Source organism: Clostridium sp. Cult3 (assembly GCF_021655115.1).
Taxonomy (GTDB): domain Bacteria; phylum Bacillota; class Clostridia; order Tissierellales; family Tepidimicrobiaceae; genus PPXY01.
In genome coordinates, this window is the sequence record NZ_PPXY01000034.1 from 1 (window position 1) to 16,356 (window position 16,356).

Annotated in this window: 15 protein-coding genes; 12 read left to right on the top strand and 3 right to left on the bottom strand. The window is 35.4% G+C overall.

Translation table 11 applies throughout. The features are described 5' to 3' along the window. Positions 1–120 precede the first annotated feature (120 nt). Positions 121–810: a cell wall hydrolase gene (locus C3E88_RS07140; protein ID WP_236909483.1), complete on the bottom strand. Its 690-nt coding sequence runs from the start codon at positions 808–810 to the stop codon at positions 121–123. 359 nt (positions 811–1,169) lie between these two features. On the opposite strand from C3E88_RS07140, the gene C3E88_RS07145 reads away from it, so the two are divergent. From C3E88_RS07145 to C3E88_RS07155, 3 genes are read left to right on the top strand one after another with little or no spacing between them, the layout of a single operon-like run. Further along, positions 1,170–1,745, top strand: coding sequence for a DUF4342 domain-containing protein (locus tag C3E88_RS07145; RefSeq protein ID WP_236909484.1), 576 nt, complete (start codon positions 1,170–1,172; stop codon positions 1,743–1,745). Further along, complete coding sequence (locus C3E88_RS07150; RefSeq protein WP_272878490.1) at positions 1,720–2,406, top strand: response regulator transcription factor; 687 nt, start codon at positions 1,720–1,722, stop codon at positions 2,404–2,406. The genes C3E88_RS07145 and C3E88_RS07150 overlap by 26 nt, the downstream gene beginning before the upstream one ends. Continuing rightward, positions 2,399–3,886 carry a sensor histidine kinase gene (locus tag C3E88_RS07155; protein WP_236909486.1) on the top strand — a complete coding sequence of 496 codons (1,488 nt, stop codon included), beginning with the start codon at positions 2,399–2,401 and terminating at the stop codon, positions 3,884–3,886. The genes C3E88_RS07150 and C3E88_RS07155 overlap by 8 nt, the downstream gene beginning before the upstream one ends. A 19-nt stretch (positions 3,887–3,905) precedes the next feature. Here C3E88_RS07155 and C3E88_RS07160 read toward each other — a convergent pair whose 3' ends face one another. Further along, complete coding sequence (locus tag C3E88_RS07160; RefSeq protein ID WP_236909487.1) at positions 3,906–4,298, bottom strand: hypothetical protein; 393 nt, start codon at positions 4,296–4,298, stop codon at positions 3,906–3,908. A 16-nt stretch (positions 4,299–4,314) separates the two neighbouring features. Next, a complete protein-coding gene (locus C3E88_RS07165; protein WP_236909488.1) occupies positions 4,315–5,100 on the bottom strand; it encodes a DnaJ domain-containing protein in 786 nt (261 codons plus the stop codon). A gap of 175 nt (positions 5,101–5,275) precedes the next feature. On the opposite strand from C3E88_RS07165, the gene C3E88_RS07170 reads away from it, so the two are divergent. From C3E88_RS07170 to C3E88_RS07210, 9 genes are all read left to right on the top strand, one after another. Then, positions 5,276–5,782 (top strand): flavin reductase family protein, encoded by a 507-nt coding sequence (locus tag C3E88_RS07170; RefSeq protein ID WP_236909489.1) that lies wholly within the window; start codon positions 5,276–5,278, stop codon positions 5,780–5,782. A gap of 74 nt (positions 5,783–5,856) precedes the next feature. Beyond that, positions 5,857–7,092, top strand: a complete 1,236-nt coding sequence (locus tag C3E88_RS07175) for a MerR family transcriptional regulator (RefSeq protein WP_236909490.1) — start codon at positions 5,857–5,859, stop codon at positions 7,090–7,092. A gap of 127 nt (positions 7,093–7,219) precedes the next feature. Continuing rightward, positions 7,220–7,930, top strand: coding sequence for a DUF5058 family protein (locus C3E88_RS07180; RefSeq protein WP_236909491.1), 711 nt, complete (start codon positions 7,220–7,222; stop codon positions 7,928–7,930). Positions 7,931–7,943: 13 nt separating this feature from the next. After that, complete coding sequence (locus C3E88_RS07185) at positions 7,944–8,609, top strand: hypothetical protein (protein ID WP_236909492.1); 666 nt, start codon at positions 7,944–7,946, stop codon at positions 8,607–8,609. Positions 8,610–8,627: 18 nt separating this feature from the next. Further along, the gene (locus C3E88_RS07190; protein WP_236909493.1) at positions 8,628–10,079 is read left to right on the top strand and encodes a M20 family peptidase; all 1,452 of its coding nucleotides are present in this window, start codon (positions 8,628–8,630) and stop codon (positions 10,077–10,079) included. A 45-nt stretch (positions 10,080–10,124) separates the two neighbouring features. Continuing rightward, positions 10,125–10,265, top strand: a complete 141-nt coding sequence (locus C3E88_RS07195; RefSeq protein ID WP_236909494.1) for a hypothetical protein — start codon at positions 10,125–10,127, stop codon at positions 10,263–10,265. 89 nt (positions 10,266–10,354) lie between these two features. After that, positions 10,355–12,493, top strand: coding sequence for a glycoside hydrolase family 31 protein (locus C3E88_RS07200; RefSeq protein ID WP_236909495.1), 2,139 nt, complete (start codon positions 10,355–10,357; stop codon positions 12,491–12,493). A gap of 1 nt (position 12,494) precedes the next feature. Then, positions 12,495–13,976 (top strand): 4-alpha-glucanotransferase, encoded by a 1,482-nt coding sequence (malQ, locus tag C3E88_RS07205; protein WP_236909496.1) that lies wholly within the window; start codon positions 12,495–12,497, stop codon positions 13,974–13,976. A 22-nt stretch (positions 13,977–13,998) separates the two neighbouring features. Further along, a complete protein-coding gene (locus C3E88_RS07210) occupies positions 13,999–16,344 on the top strand; it encodes a glycogen/starch/alpha-glucan phosphorylase (RefSeq protein WP_442870638.1) in 2,346 nt (781 codons plus the stop codon). The last annotated feature ends 12 nt before the right edge of the window (positions 16,345–16,356 follow it).

The following is a 16,356-nucleotide window of genomic DNA, read 5'->3' on the forward strand; positions in this document are numbered from 1 at the left end:
ATATAAATCCTAAAGCAGAACTAAAAAGGGAAGATGCAGCAAATATAATATATAATTATCTATTTAGTGGAAATTAATATTATATACCAAATAATAAGTCAGGGCTGCACCCCTGACTTATTATTGGTAGAATACATGTCCACCAATTCTTGATACATAGGTTTTATTTTTTACTATCCATGTCCCAGCTGCTTTACTTGGATTAAAGAAATATGTGGAATTGCCAACGGGCCTTACACCGTTTATGGCTTCCTTTGCAGCATTAATACTTTCTTGGGATGGAGTATTGTAAATCGTGCCGTCGGCAACGGGACTGAATTGAGGAATACTTCCATAATACTCAAATATTACATTATAGATGGTATTTGGAAACTCTTTAGAATTGACTCGGTTTAAGATTACATTTCCAACGGCTACCTTACCTTGGTAGGATTCTCCTCCAGCTTCTGCCTGGATAATTCGGGCTAACCAATAGAGGTCACCATCAGTGTAGTTTCTATTGATTGTCCCCCCTCTTGAAGGAGTGGAATTGCCATGCAAAGTTCTTTGAGTTTCTGGCCCTGCGATACCGTCAATTCTTATGTGATGGTCTATTTGAAAGTTGATAACAGCTCTTTCCGTTATAACTCCATATATTCCATCTATGTTATAATTATAGTAGCCTTTCTGATTTAGAGTTTGTTGAGGTTTACGAACATCATCCCCACGATGTCTAAACTGCAATGTTCTAGAATAGCCACTAGCCGATACCGGTACAGTAACTGTCACTAATATCAGCATGATCAACAAAATATGTGCAATTTTCTTCATTTCTATGCACCCCTTCCTAAATTTTATCTCCGAAGTTAGCATTCCTTCAGGGGGTTACCCCTTGTGTTGGTTCCCTCGTACCTAAAAATTTAGGACTCAGCCATTGCATGATTTACAATAAACAATATTATATAGGAACCAATATATTATGTAAACAGCTTTTAGACAATTACCAGAAACTACATTATTTTCATTACCTACATCTTATTATTCATTGATAAAACAATTTTCGTGTGATACAATAGCAAAAAAACACAATCTATTTTTGGAATTTTAATCAAATTTTAATCTTTCTTAAATGGTTTTCAAAGCTTCTGTTGTTATAATTAAGCTACATTAAATAACAGGAGGTTATATTTATGGTCACATTAGAGCAGGTTGAGAAATTACGCCAGAGAGCTAATATATCCTATGATGAAGCAAAAGCGGCCCTTGAAGAGACTAATGGAGATATGCTTGAAGCAATAATTAATCTTGAAAAACGGAATCGTATTAAACCGCCTAAAGGTGGTGGCTATTACAGTTCAAAAAATTCACAAGAAGGCAGAAAACAAGAACAGTATAATGGAACTACGGAAGACGGAACAAAGGTAGATTATGGTGCATCTTTTGGGGAATTAATGGGTAGGTTTTTCAGATGGTGCGGAAAGATAATAAATAGGGGGAATAAAAACCATTTTGAGGTTATTAAAGACGGGGAAAAAATAATGGCCATACCGGTAACCGTACTAGCAGTTCTTCTAATATTTACATTCTGGATTACTATTCCTATCATAATCTTAGGACTATTCTTTGGATATAGATATATGTTTAGTGGTCCTGATTTAGGGAAAGAGAATGTTAACCGTGCCATGGATTCAGTTGCCGATGTAGCTGATAATCTAAAAAAGGAAGTAAAAGGTGAGAAATCTGATGGAGAGAATTCTGATCGTTGAAGATGAGGAAAAAATAGCTCGTTTTATTGAATTAGAGCTTAAATATGAGGGGTATGAAGTAGAAAAAGCTTTTAATGGAAGAGATGGGCTGGAACTTGCTAGAACCCAGCCCTTCGATCTTATTTTGCTGGACATAATGATTCCAGGTATAAACGGCATTGAAGTCCTTAGGAGGATTAGACAATTTTCTGATTTACCTATTATCCTTCTTACAGCTAGAGATGCAGTTGTAGATAAAGTCACAGGTCTTGATGGAGGGGCTGATGATTATATTACTAAACCTTTTGCAATAGAGGAGCTGCTGGCTAGAATTAGAGTTGCACTAAGAAAAAGGGATACGACAAATGAATCGGGAAAATCCTCTGAGCTGGTCTTAGGGCCTTTACATATTGATCCTTTGAAAAGGGAAGTTCGGGTAAATGATACTTTAATACATTTGACTAAACGGGAATTTGATTTATTATACTATCTTTTGGAAAATAAAAATATTGTTTTAAGCCGTGAGAGGATACTTGAGAAAATTTGGGGATATGATTTTTCAGGTGAAACCAATGCAGTAGATGTATATATTAGATACATCCGAGCAAAGATTGAAGAACCTTTTGGATTAAAAATAATATACACTGTACGGGGAGTGGGGTATGTAATAAAAGATGAATAGAAAGAACAAATCTTCAACCAATTTAACTACAAAAATACGTTCATCCCTTGTTATAAAACTAAACCTAAGAATGACAGGAAGGTTAATTTCAGGCTTTTTAGCAATTAACATCCTCATTCTTCTACTGGGTTCCTTTGTCATCCTTTGGAAAACCGAAGAAGGACTTCAAGATATAGTTGGCGTTGTAGATGAATCTGGTGATAATTTAGGACAAATAGATTATGGAAGAAAAAACTATCAAGTATTAGTGGGAGAAAAGATGTCAAAAGGTATTAAACTCCCCAGTAGTATACAAAAAAGTTTACCCTTAAAAATTCATGATGCAAAACGAAATATTTATATACCTCCCCATGATAAAAACATGAGGTGGCTGGAAAAAATAGACTTAGTAGAATATACTATTGGATTTACCATTGACGGTGTATCTTATCAAATAATATATTACATAGGCTCTGATTTAAAACTATTCTTATACTTATTCTTTATTATACTAATATTTGAGTTATTGATACTAATTGGAAATATAGAAAAAGGTTCCAGAATGATTAGAAAAACCCTAAAACCCCTGGCTGAATTAGCGGAAACAGCTAAAAGCCTTAACCAAGAGGTATCTTCAATGGCCGATGGAACCTATATTAAAGATTTAGCAGGAGCTATTAGCAATATTGATGCTAATAGACTTGATAGCCGCATTTCTGTAGATAGTTCTCAAAATGAGCTTAAAGATTTGGCTGCTGCAATAAATGATATGTTAAACCGGATTAACGATGCATATCAGTCCCAAGTTCGGTTTGTATCCGATGCATCCCATGAACTAAGAACCCCTATATCCGTTATACAAGGATATGCCAACTTACTGGATCGATGGGGAAAAAGGGACGAGAAGACTATGCAAGAATCCATTGACGCAATTAAAACTGAGGCAGAAAACATGAAGGATTTAGTAGAACAGCTTCTTTTTCTTGCTCGAGGAGATAACGAAACCATCCAACTTCACAAAGAAGTGTTAGATGCTTGTGAAGTAGTGGATGAGATAATTCGAGAAGCTGAATTAATTGATAAAAGTCATAAATTTGAAATGGATCTAATTAGACCAGCTTACATTGATGCAGATAGACAGCTTCTTAAACAAGCTATACGAATACTAGTGGATAATAGTATAAAATATACACCTAGGGGAGAAAAAATATTCCTTAGAATTTTTAATAAAGATGGGCATATCCATATTACGGTCCAAGACAGTGGCATTGGAATAGACCCTGAAGACTTACCCCATATATTTGATCGATTTTACCGTTCAGATGAATCTAGAGCGAGAGAAACGGGAGGTTCTGGTTTGGGCCTATCTATTGCAAAATGGATAATAGAACGCCATGGTGCATATTTTGAGATACTGAGTAGGATGAACATAGGTACTCGCATAACTATTATTTTTCCTGCAGTTGAGAAAATATATACTGAAACTACAGTTCAAGAATGATACGATCAATTCCCTTGCATTAGGATTTTTTAATCATTACGGTTTTGCATTTAGGGCAGGTAATGGCAATTTTGCCCTTCCCCCTTGGTACTCGAAGGGTTTGTTTGCAATTGGAGCATTTATAGTATTTGTAGTGTTTTAAGCTTTTAATATGTTGAATTTTATTGTTGACTTTTCTCTTTATGGAATTCCACTTGTTTAGGAATTTGGCATTTTCCTGGTAGCGCTTTGCTATATCTTTGGAAAACATTCTATATAGTACCGTCCCTAAGGGGATGATATAGAGTATAGCTAGTACTTGACTGTGTAAAATATTAGATAAAATAGATATGAATATGGAAATCCCCAAAAGGGTCCAGGATAGTTGGTCTACCCCATATCTACCAGCCATAAACTTCTTTAGCCAATTCATATATAAAACCTTCTTTCTAACGCATATTGTTGTACCTATCTATATTATCATCACTTAAAAATTCATAGGCATTATTTATTTGTTGAAACATCCTTGTAGCATCGGGTGATTTGTTTAGATCTGGGTGATATTGCTTTGCCTTTTTTCTGTAGGCTAGTTTTATCTCATATTTATCTGCATTGTATCCAACTCCTAGCATGTCACAGCTTTCTTCATATTTCTTTTTGAACTCGGTAGTTGGATTTACATAGGCTTGCTCATTATTATATCCGGTGTATTGACCATATCCACCATATCCTCTCTGTTGGTTTTGGTATTCGTACCACTGTCTAAATCTCTCTTCCCATTCTCTTTGTTGCTCAGCTTGACGTCGTTGTCGTTCTTTCCTTCTTTTTTCGTCTTCCATCTCTCTATAGTAGTTTTTGTATTCATTAAAGGATTTGAATTTGTAGCTTGTTCCCTCAATAAGATAGTTAGCCCGATCAAACATATATTCCGTTAGGATATACTTTATATATTTTAAATAGGACACGAATTGGGTTCCCAAAATTGGGAATATGACGAAAAACAATATGACTAAAAGAATAACAGGATTTAACAACACTACAAGGCCTAGGGGACCAGCAAACATGAAAAGTAACAGACATCCTCCTAGTCCAATTAAGGCGATGAACCCTGTTGCGATGCTTCTCACAAGATTAACTATAATCTCTATGATTTTGATCAAAACATCTAATATGGCAGAAACTGCCGTAGCAATACCATATAATATTTTTCCACCTATTTTTTTAAATATATTCATGTATCATTAGACTCCTTAACTTTGCTATTGTATATTTCATATATAGTTTAGATTATATCACAATCTTTTAAACATTAATATAAAATTGAAATATAAAGGGATACTTTCAAAAGCTGGTTTGAATTGACGGGCTATCTTCAGTTATATAAAATGATAGTAAAGGAGGCATGTGTAGATGGATTTTGATTATAAATTAAATTTGGTAGATGCATTAAATAGTTTGGAACAAAGAGGGGCATTTTTGACGGTAAAGGATGAAGAAGGTAGAGTAAACACCATGACCATAGGTTGGGGAAATATAGGCTATGAATGGGGTAGACCTGTATTTATAGTATTGGTTAGGGAGAGTAGATATACACATGAGTTACTAGAAAAGGCTGAAGACTTTACCGTATCCATTCCATTAGATGATAATATGAAGGATGCCTTAGCATTCTGTGGGACTAAATCTGGTAGGGATCACGATAAATTTGAAGGCTGTGATTTAAACATACTAGATAGCAAGAAAGTCAAATCTCCAGCTATAGGGGATTGCCAAATGATCTATGAATGTAAAATAGTCTATAAACATGATATGGATTTACAGCTTTTAGATGGTGAAGTAAAGGATAAATGGTATAGTTCAGAGGGCTATCACACCATTTATTATGGAGAAATAGTCAATTGCTATCAGAATGATTAACCTCGTACAAGAGGGGCGGATCCTTTGCTCATGAAAAAGATCCGCCTCTAGTGTACAATAAAGGGGGGAGCCCTATGAGAATGGGGGAATTTTCTAGAAAGCACAATATACCTAAATCCACGGTGAGGTACTATATCGATTTAGGTTTGATTGCTCCTAACAAGGTGAATTCACAATACATATTTGATGAAATGTGTTCCAAAAACTTAGGGACAATTAAGAAACTAAAGGATCTAGATTTTAGTTTAGATGAAATAAGCGATATTCTGTCCTTTATGCTGTTGAGCGAGGTTGAAGATTCAATATATGTGGATTATTTTACTAAAGTATATTCTAAAAAGAAAGATGAACTTATAGAAGAAAAAATCAATATAGAAGAGAAGCTCAAGGCTATTGAAAAAGAAATGGAAAGATTGAAAACCATAGAGAAGGATGATAATGAGAAAATAGGAGTTCCCTTGAGTTTTATACCTTATCTATATTGTCCTAAGTGCAAATCGGAAGTAACGGTGAATAGCAACAATGTGAAAGACAATATGATAATGGAAGGAGAAATAAAGTGTTCCTGTGGCTTTACTATGGAGATATATGAAGGGGTAATTATCGTAGATGAGAGTTTAAAAAGTAGATTGGACTTAGATGTAGACTTAGACAAATTCCAATTGAATTATATCGGTAAAACCGATAGGGAATTTATAAAGCTTATATATGAAGCATCCAATTGGATTGCAAAGAAAATAGATTTAAAATCCCTTTCAAATAAAATAATCATGAAGAATAATACAGGTACAGGAATGTTTATTAGAAAGTATTGTGAACTATTGCCTAAGGATTGTTATTATATAGCAGTGGACAACAAATTGGATTTTTTAAGGTATACCAAGGAAGTATTGGAGAAAAAATCAGAAAGGCCTAAGATTATTTTTATATGTACTGAATTTGATGATATGCCTATAAAGGATAATATCATAGATATAATTATCGATAAGACCAATGGTTCATTTTATGATATTGATAAAGTAGCCTTTGTAATGGATATGCTATGTGATAAGTTGAAGGATAAAGGCAAGTGGTTGGGAACCTATCTATACTTTCCCCATGGGAAATATCCAAAGAAAATGGAAGAGAAGTATTTTAAGTATTTCGATATAGACAATCTAAAAGGAGTTTTTAATAAAAATTATAAGGAAATAGACACAATGGAATATGCTCCCTTCCGTATGAAAATTGGTGAATATGGCTCCTTTTTAGAAAAGGGAGATATAGTATACCAATGGACTTACTATGGGGAGAAGAATCCAAAAACCTAAAGTCGACTTTAGGTTTTTGGATTTTTTATATTTAATCTAGTCTTTTATCATATTGACCTAAAGTGAACTTCAACAGTTAATATATAATTAAGAAGATTCCAACAATTACAATGAGGGGGTATGAAATGTGGAGGATTATCTGAGTATTGCTAACAGTTCTTTTATCTATGTACTAGGAATTATCATAGTGGTTTTTGTTATGATTCAGTCATTTATATTTCTTAGAAGGGCTTGGAAAGAAGGATTAAAAATAGGATTAAGTAAAGAAACTATGATAAACGCCATTAAATCCAGTGCTATTTTTTCCATAGTTCCATCTTTACCAATAATCATATCATTGATTGCAATGGCACCAGTACTGGGATTGCCTTTCCCATGGATTAGACTTTCCGTAGTGGGTTCAGCACCTTATGAGCTTCTATCTGCAAATGTAGGAGCCCAAAGCATGGGAATCAAAGGGTTAGGTGGTGCAGGATATACTGCTGAGGTCTTTGCTAACTCCATGTGGGTCATGAGTTTTGGTATAATCTGGGGGCTTTTGCTAGTAATATTGTTCCTAAAAAAGCTTCAAAGCAAAATGGACAATATAAAGAAAAAGGATTCTCGATGGTTAGAGATCCTTATCTCATCTCTATACTTTGGAATGCTTTCAGTATTTATCGGTCAACCGGTTGTTGAAGGTGGAGTCCCGCTAGCAACCATACTTTCTGGAGCAGCAATAATGACTTTTCTTACCTATATCATAAAACGATTTGAGATTAAATGGTTAAACAACTTTGCCTTAGCAATAAGTATGGTTGGGGCCATGGCATTGGCTATTCTGTATTCGAATATATAAAGGAGGACTTCTAATGGAAAAAGGGATAAAGATTGTTGATGATTATGACGAGAGGACCCATAGATTAGGCAGATTAACTGGGATATTAGCTTTAGGTTTGATATTTATGGTTCCAACTCTAGTCTGTATAAAGTTTAATATATTTCCACCTATAAAAAATGTGATTTCTGGTATTTTGACGATTTGGATGCTAGAGCTACCTATTTGTATAGCTGAGGTATTAACCTACACTCCTATGTTAGGAACAGGGGCTTCCTACTTAGTATTTGTAACGGGCAACTTAACCAATCTTAAGATTCCTTGTGCAACTATGAGCATGGAAATAGCTGGTGTCAAACCTTCTACAAAGGAGGGAGATATAATATCCACCATTTCCGTTGCAGCCTCTTCTATTGTGACAGAAGGAATTATTATAATTGGCCTTATAGCCATAGTACCCTTAACACCAATACTAAGTTCACCAGTATTAGCACCTGCCTTTGAAAATATCCTTCCTGCTCTATTTGGTGGATTGGGCGCCTATTGGATATTAAAGGGATGGAAATTAGCTGTTACACCCCTTTTGGTAACTGTAATCATTTCCCTATTTATCGATGTAGAACCAGGAGCGCTTATACCCGTATGTGGGCTAGTATCCGTCTTAGCAGCTAGATTTATGTATAAAAAGGGATGGATATAATATTGGAGGTGAATTAATATGGGTTTAAAACTTGTAATTACAGGGATATTCGTTTTAATTATCATAGTTATCATAAGGGCTTTGATGTTAAAACCAAAGAAAGCTTCTATAAGAGAGAAGGCTCAAATAGATATAGATGTACAAGGAGCAGCAGAAAAGCTATCTGAAATGGTCAAATGCAAGACCATATCATCAAGAGATCCATCAAAGACAGACTATAATGAGTTTAAAAAACTACAGGATTATATGGATAGTGCCTTCCCTCTAGTCCACTTGAATCTAAAAAAGGAAACCGTAAATGGTTATGGACTCCTTTATACTTGGAAGGGCAAAGAAGAAGGGAAAAAACCTATACTATTAATGTCCCATATGGACGTGGTAGCCATAGAAGATGGAACGGAAAAGGATTGGGAATACCCTCCCTTTAGTGGAGCCATAGAGGAAGGCTTCGTTTGGGGCAGAGGTACTTTGGATATAAAGATACAAGTCCTTTCAATTCTGGAAGCGGTGGAAACCCTTCTTAAAGAAGGCTATGAACCGGATAGGGATATATACCTAGCCTTTGGATTTGATGAGGAAGTAGGTGGATACCAAGGTTCCACCTATATTGCTCAATTGTTAAAAGAAAGAAATATAGAATTTGATTTCGTATTAGACGAAGGCGGCTGTGTAACGGAAGGAGGGATAGAAGGCATATTCAAGCCAATAGCTGTCGTAGGGATTGGTGAGAAGGGATATGCAGATATAGAATTTGTAGCAGAAAGTGGTGGCGGTCATGCATCTATGCCTCCTAGGCATACAGCTGTAGGGGAGATAAGTAGGGCTATAGTAGATTTGGAAAAAAGGCCCATGAAAACAAAGATAACGGAACCAGTAAAGGAAATGCTTAGGTATGTAGGACCAGAGATGAGCTTTTTAAACAGGATAATCATTGGAAATCTATGGCTGTTTGGAGGAATATTTAAAAAGATATTTGCAGCTAATTCCTCGGGAAATGCACTATTGAGAACTACTGCAGCCCCAACCATTATCGAAGGTAGTAATTCGCCTAATGTATTAGCCCAAAAAAGCAGAGCAGTTGTAAATTTTAGGATATTGCCAGGAGAGACGAGCAGTGAATTGATAGAGCATATTGAAAGAACTATACACAACCCAAATATAAAGATTGTTCCTCAGAGAGTAGATGAACCATCTAATATATCTAGCACCAGATCCAAGGGATACAAGATAATAGAGGAGACCATATACCAAGTATTTATAGACTCCTTAACCACCCCTTATTTGTCCCTTGGCAGTACAGATGCTAGGAAATACCAGATCGTCTGTGACAATATATATAGATTTTCTCCCTATCAAATAAGCACAGAAGACCTAAGCCGTATGCATGGAACCAACGAGAGAATATCCTTTGATAATATTGAGAAGGGAATAGATTTTTTCATTCAATTGATTATAAACTCAACAAACTAATGCAAGAGGGGCGGATCTTTTGCTCATGAAAAAGATCTGCCCCTAGTGTATTTTGTATTACTAAAGAAGCTATCTAGAAGTGGATCCATAAAAACTAGTTATTCGGAGCTGACCCATACCAATATTGTCAATGAAGATGATGGAAGATGTGAAGAGAATATTATAATTATAAAAACCTTTTCCTAAAAAGGCTTTACAAATATTAAAAAATAGTATATCCTTTATATAAAGGGTGTGCAAGCGGTTGCACAAATTTATTGCAAGAGGAGACGGGTATGAAAACATATAAATTAAAAAATGACACAAAGATATTTGAATACGGCCATCCCATAGAGACTGGGGCTGTAGTTGAAGCAAAGATAAAAACAAAATTGGAAGAAGATTTATATATTCGATTTGAAGAGGGGCATGCTAAAATTTCCCTAAAGCTTTTACCAGAGGATGTGGTATTTGGCCTTGGTGGAAATCTAGGGGGAATCAACAAGAGAGGTAGACTATATGAATCCTATTGTACCGACGAACCTTTGCATATTGAAGATAGGGCTAAGCTATATGCAGCTCACAATTTTTTTATAATATCAGGAGAGGAAGCCAGGGGATATTTCATCGATTTTCCTAGTAGGATTAAATACGATGTGGGATATTACGACAAGAATTATCTTAATATTGAAATTTGTGGACAAGATTTTTATATTTACATAATTGAAGGAAAAGATGCAGAAGAAGTTTCAAGGAAGTTCTTAGAAATAATCGGCAGGTCCTATATTCCGCCTAAATGGGCTTTTGGATACTTTCAAAGCCGATGGGGATATAAGGATAAGGATGAGGTTAGAAAGGTCTACGAAAACTTTAGGGAGAACGATATCCCATTAGAGGGGATTTTCCTAGATCTAGACTATATGGAGGATTTCAAAGATTTTACTATATCGGATGAGAAATTTAGTGGATTTAAGGAATTTGTAGAGGATTTAAAAAGAGATGGCCTATATCTAGTACCTATAATAGACGCTGGTGTGAAGGTGGAAAAAGGCTACCACATTTACGAGGAAGGCATTGCAGGAGATCATTTCTGCAAAGATGAAGAGGGAAAACCCTATGAAGGGGTAGTATGGCCAGGGAAAGTCCATTTTCCAGATTTCATGAAGGAAGAAACTCAACTGTGGTTTGGTTCTAAATATAAGATCTTAACGGACTGTGGGATTGAAGGCTTTTGGAATGATATGAATGAGCCAGCTATATTTTATGAACCAAAAGCTTTAGATGCAGCCATTCAGTATGCGCAGGAACAAAAGGGCAAGGATTTAGATGTATTTTCCTATTTTGAATTGAAGGATAATTTTACAAATCTAGCTAACAAGGACTCATACTATAAGAATTTTTATCATGAAATAGATGGAAAAAGATTTTCTAACGACGAAGTTCACAATCTGTACGGTTATTACATGACTAAATCCGCCAACTTAGGCTTAACAAGATTGTTAAAGGACAAGAGGTTTTTATTAATATCTAGAGCATCTTCCATTGGAATGCATAGATATGGCGGCATTTGGACAGGGGACAACTCCTCTTGGTGGTCCCATTTAGAGCAAAATATTAAGATGCTACCGTCCTTAAATATGTGTGGGTTCTTCTATATAGGTGCAGATACTGGTGGCTTTGGAGGCAATTGCAATGGAGAGCTTTTGACTAGATGGCTACAATTAAGCATATTTACGCCATTGTTAAGGAATCATTCTGCTATTGGCTGCAACAATCAGGAACCCTATGTTTTTACAGAAGAGGTACTTGAAAATACTAGAAATTTAATCAAGGCAAGATATAGCCTAATTCCCTATATATATTCAGAATATATGAAGGCTGTAAACAACTATACTTTAATGTTCAAACCTTTATCCTTTGAATTTCAGGGAACTTTAGCTGAAGAAGCAGAAGACCAAATTCTATTAGGAGATCAGTTAATGCTTGCACCAGTATATGACTCCAATCGTAGAGGAAGATACGTATATTTCCCAGAGGAGATGCTAGAGGTATCTTTCTTGGAGGAAGATATGACTACGACTATAAGGAAAAAGGGAATTTACTATATAGAATATGGACTGGAAGATTTGAAATTCTTTTTAAGGAAGAACTCAATCCTTCCTTACGTTAAGCCTTCTAAAAATGTAAAGGAATTGGATCTGAAAAACATAGAGATATTAGCCTATGTAGATGATGAGGCTATATATGAACTATACGACGATGATGGCAAAAGCTATGATTCAAGCTATTCAACTAATATAAATATAGTTAAAAAGACAGAGGATTATGATGTAAAAGTGGATAATGACAATCCCTCTATAGAAAATATAAATATTAAAATTATTGACTCTAAAAACAATATCAAACATAAAGAAATTTTGATCAGAGGAGAATAATATGGCAAAAAAACGATCAAGCGGAATTTTAATGCATATATCTTCATTGCCTGGTGAATATGGAATTGGAGATTTTGGTAAAGAAGCTTATAAATTTGTTGATTTTTTAGCAAAAGCAAATCAAAGGAATTGGCAAGTATTGCCTTTGGGAATTACAAGCTTTGGTGACTCCCCCTACCAATCATTTTCTGCCTTTGCTGGGAATCCCTATTTTATAGATTTAGATGAATTTATTGAAAGGGGATACTTGACCAAAGATGAAATCAACAGTTTTGATTTGGGGAGGGATCCTAGCAGGGTAGACTATGGTTTGTTATATAAAAACAAGATGGAGCTTTTGAGAATAGCCTATGGGCGAGCTAAAGACTCTATGAAAGAAGAACTTAATGATTTCTATAGGGACAATAGGGACTGGCTTAGGGAGTTTGGCCTATTCATGGCTATAAAGGAATACCAGGATAACAGATCCTGGATGCTTTGGGATGAAGAATATAGAAAAATAAATTCTATAGAAGTACAGGACTTTGAAAAACAAAATGAGGATTCAATTTACTTTTGGGTTTTTACACAGTATTTTTTTACAGAACAATGGATTAGGCTTAAAAATTATGCAAATGAAAATGGGATAAATATCATTGGAGATCTACCAATATATGTAGCTGAAGATAGTTCTGATGTATGGGCAAATCCAGAATTATTCAATTTAGATGAAAACTTGGTGCCAATAACCATATCTGGTTGTCCTCCCGATGCCTTTTCTATAAAAGGACAGCTTTGGGGAAATCCAATCTATAACTGGGATGCCATGGGAAAGGATGAATATAGTTGGTGGATCAAAAGATTTGAATACAGTTTTAAACTATTTGATGTACTTAGAATCGATCATTTTAGGGGGTTTGAGTCCTATTGGGAAGTGAAATATGGAGCTGAAGATGCGGTAGATGGACAATGGACTAAGGGACCAGGGATAAAACTATTTAATAAACTCAAAGAGGAATTAGGAGATTTAAATATAATAGCTGAGGACTTAGGTTTTTTAACAGAAGATGTAAAAAAACTACTTGAGGAATCTGGATTTCCTGGGATGAAGGTATTGCAATTTGCTTTTGATTCAAGAGAAGAAAGCGATTATCTTCCCCACAATTATGATAAAAATTGTGTAGTATACACTGGTACCCATGATAATTCCACAGTAGTGGGATGGTGTTCTAGTGCAGATAAAGAAGATGTAAACTATGCAATTGAATACTTAAAACTAGACGTTCATGAGGGGGTGAATTGGGGTTTTATAAGAGGTGCTTGGAGTTCAACAGCTTACCTAGCTATAAGCACTATGCAAGACCTTCTAGGTTTAGACGATTCAGCTAGAATGAATATTCCTTCTACGGTTGGAGGCAACTGGACCTGGAGAATGAAAAAGGAAGATATTACAGAGGAGATAACAAAAAAATTAAGGGATTTAACAAGAATTTATAGGAGGTGACCCTTTGGAAGATAAGGAAAAAATGATGGAAAGAATAGAAGCCTATGCTTTGACTACATTTGGGAAAGATTTTATTTACTGTGATGACAAAGAAAAATATATTGCTCTAGTTAAAGCATTGATGGAGGATATAATACCTAAATGGAACGCCTCCCTTAAAAAACATGAGGATGAAAAGAAAGCTTATTATCTTTCAGCTGAATACTTGATGGGAAGAGCATTGAGCAACAATCTAATCAATATGAATATACAATCTGAAGTAAAAGAATTGCTAGAAGAATGGGGCATAGACTACAACCGTATTGAAGAAGCAGAGGAAGATGCAGGTTTAGGAAATGGTGGTTTAGGAAGATTGGCTGCTTGTTTCTTGGATTCAGCGGCGACTCTAAACTATCCCTTAATGGGATATGGAATCAGGTATGAATATGGAATATTTCGCCAAAAGTTTGAAGATGGATTTCAAGTAGAAGAAGGAGATGATTGGCTTAAGCTTGGAGATCCTTGGTCTATAAGAAAGGATAAGGAAAAAGTTCTAGTGAGTTTTGCAGATGGGGATGTGTTAGCAGTTCCCTATGATACTCCAATTATAGGCTATGGTGGAGGTACCATAAACACCTTAAGACTATGGCAAGCAGAGGCCATCGATCCCTTTGATTTAGATGAGTTCAACAAACAGAACTATGATCTATCTGTAAAGGAGAAAAATAAGGCAGAGACCATATCCAAAGTCCTGTATCCAAATGATACAAAGGATGAAGGGAAGATACTAAGGTTAAAACAACAATACTTCTTTGCTTCTGCTTCCTTACAGGATTTAGTTAAGAAACATCTAGATAAATACAATACTTTGGATAACTTCCATCAACTACATGCAATACAGCTAAACGATACTCATCCAACGGTGGCTATTCCCGAATTGATGAGAATTTTAACCAAGGTCTACAATATGGATTGGGATAAATCTTGGAATATAGTAGTCAATACCTTTGCCTATACAAACCATACCATTATGCAAGAAGCACTGGAGAGGTGGCCTGTAAGGATATTCAAATCCTTGCTACCTGAGATATATGAAATAGTCGAGAAGATAAATAGGAATCTAGTAGAAGAACTTGAAAGAAAGGGTATCCCCTATGAGGAGATAGAGGAGTTAAAGATAATAGAAAAGGACAACATCAAGATGGCATATCTTGCAATATATGGCACTCACTCCACCAATGGGGTAGCAAAAGTTCATTCGGATATATTAGCAAAAAGGGAATTGAACAACTGGTACAAAGTATATCCAGAAAGATTTAACAACAAGACCAATGGAATAACCCAGAGAAGATGGCTACTAAAGGCCAATCCAGAACTATCAGAGTTGATTACAGAGCTGTTGGGCTCAAAGACTTGGATAACCAATCTAGAAGAATTAAAAAGATTAGAAAGCTATAAGGATGATGAGGAAGTTCTAAAGAGATTCTTAGACATCAAGCAGACTAAGAAGAATCAGCTAGCTGAATATATAAGGATCCAGGAGGGCATAGATATAGATCCCTATTCCATATTCGATATTCAGATCAAGAGATTTCACGAGTATAAAAGGCAGCTTTTGAATGCTTTCCATGTACTAGATCTATACTATAGGCTCAAAGATAATCCAGACCTGGATATAGTAAATAGAACCTTCATATTTGGAGGAAAAGCAGCACCAGGATATGATAGGGCTAAAGGGATTATAAAGTATATAAACGAAATCAAAGAACTGATAAACAACGACAAGGATATAGATGGGAAGATCAAAGTAGTATTTGTAACTAACTATGGAGTTTCCTATGGGGAAAAGCTTTTTTCTGCAGCTGATATATCAGAACAGATTTCTACTGCTGGAAAAGAAGCTTCAGGTACTGGAAATATGAAGTTTATGTTAAATGGCACTCCTACCATTGGAACATTAGATGGAGCAAATATCGAAATAGTAGAAGAAGCAGGAGAGGAGAACAATTTCATATTTGGATTAAAGGTTGAGGATATTGAAAGAATAAAATCCACCTATGATCCGAAGGAATACTATGAGAAAACAGAAGGGCTTAAAAGAGTAGTAGATTCCCTAGTAGATGGAAGCTTTGGAGATGGAGGTAATGGCATATTTAAAGAGCTTCATGATTCTATATTGAAGGGTGCATCATGGCATAGACCCGATGCATATTATCTGATGAAGGATTTTGATAGCTATAGGAAAGCTCAGCAAAGGGTTAATGACGCCTATATGGATAGAATATCCTGGGCACAAAAATGTTGGGTAAACATGGCCAATGCCGGTAGATTTAGTTCTGATAGAACTATAGAGCAATATGCTAAAGAAATATGGGGTATTGGGAATTAGTATTATATAAAA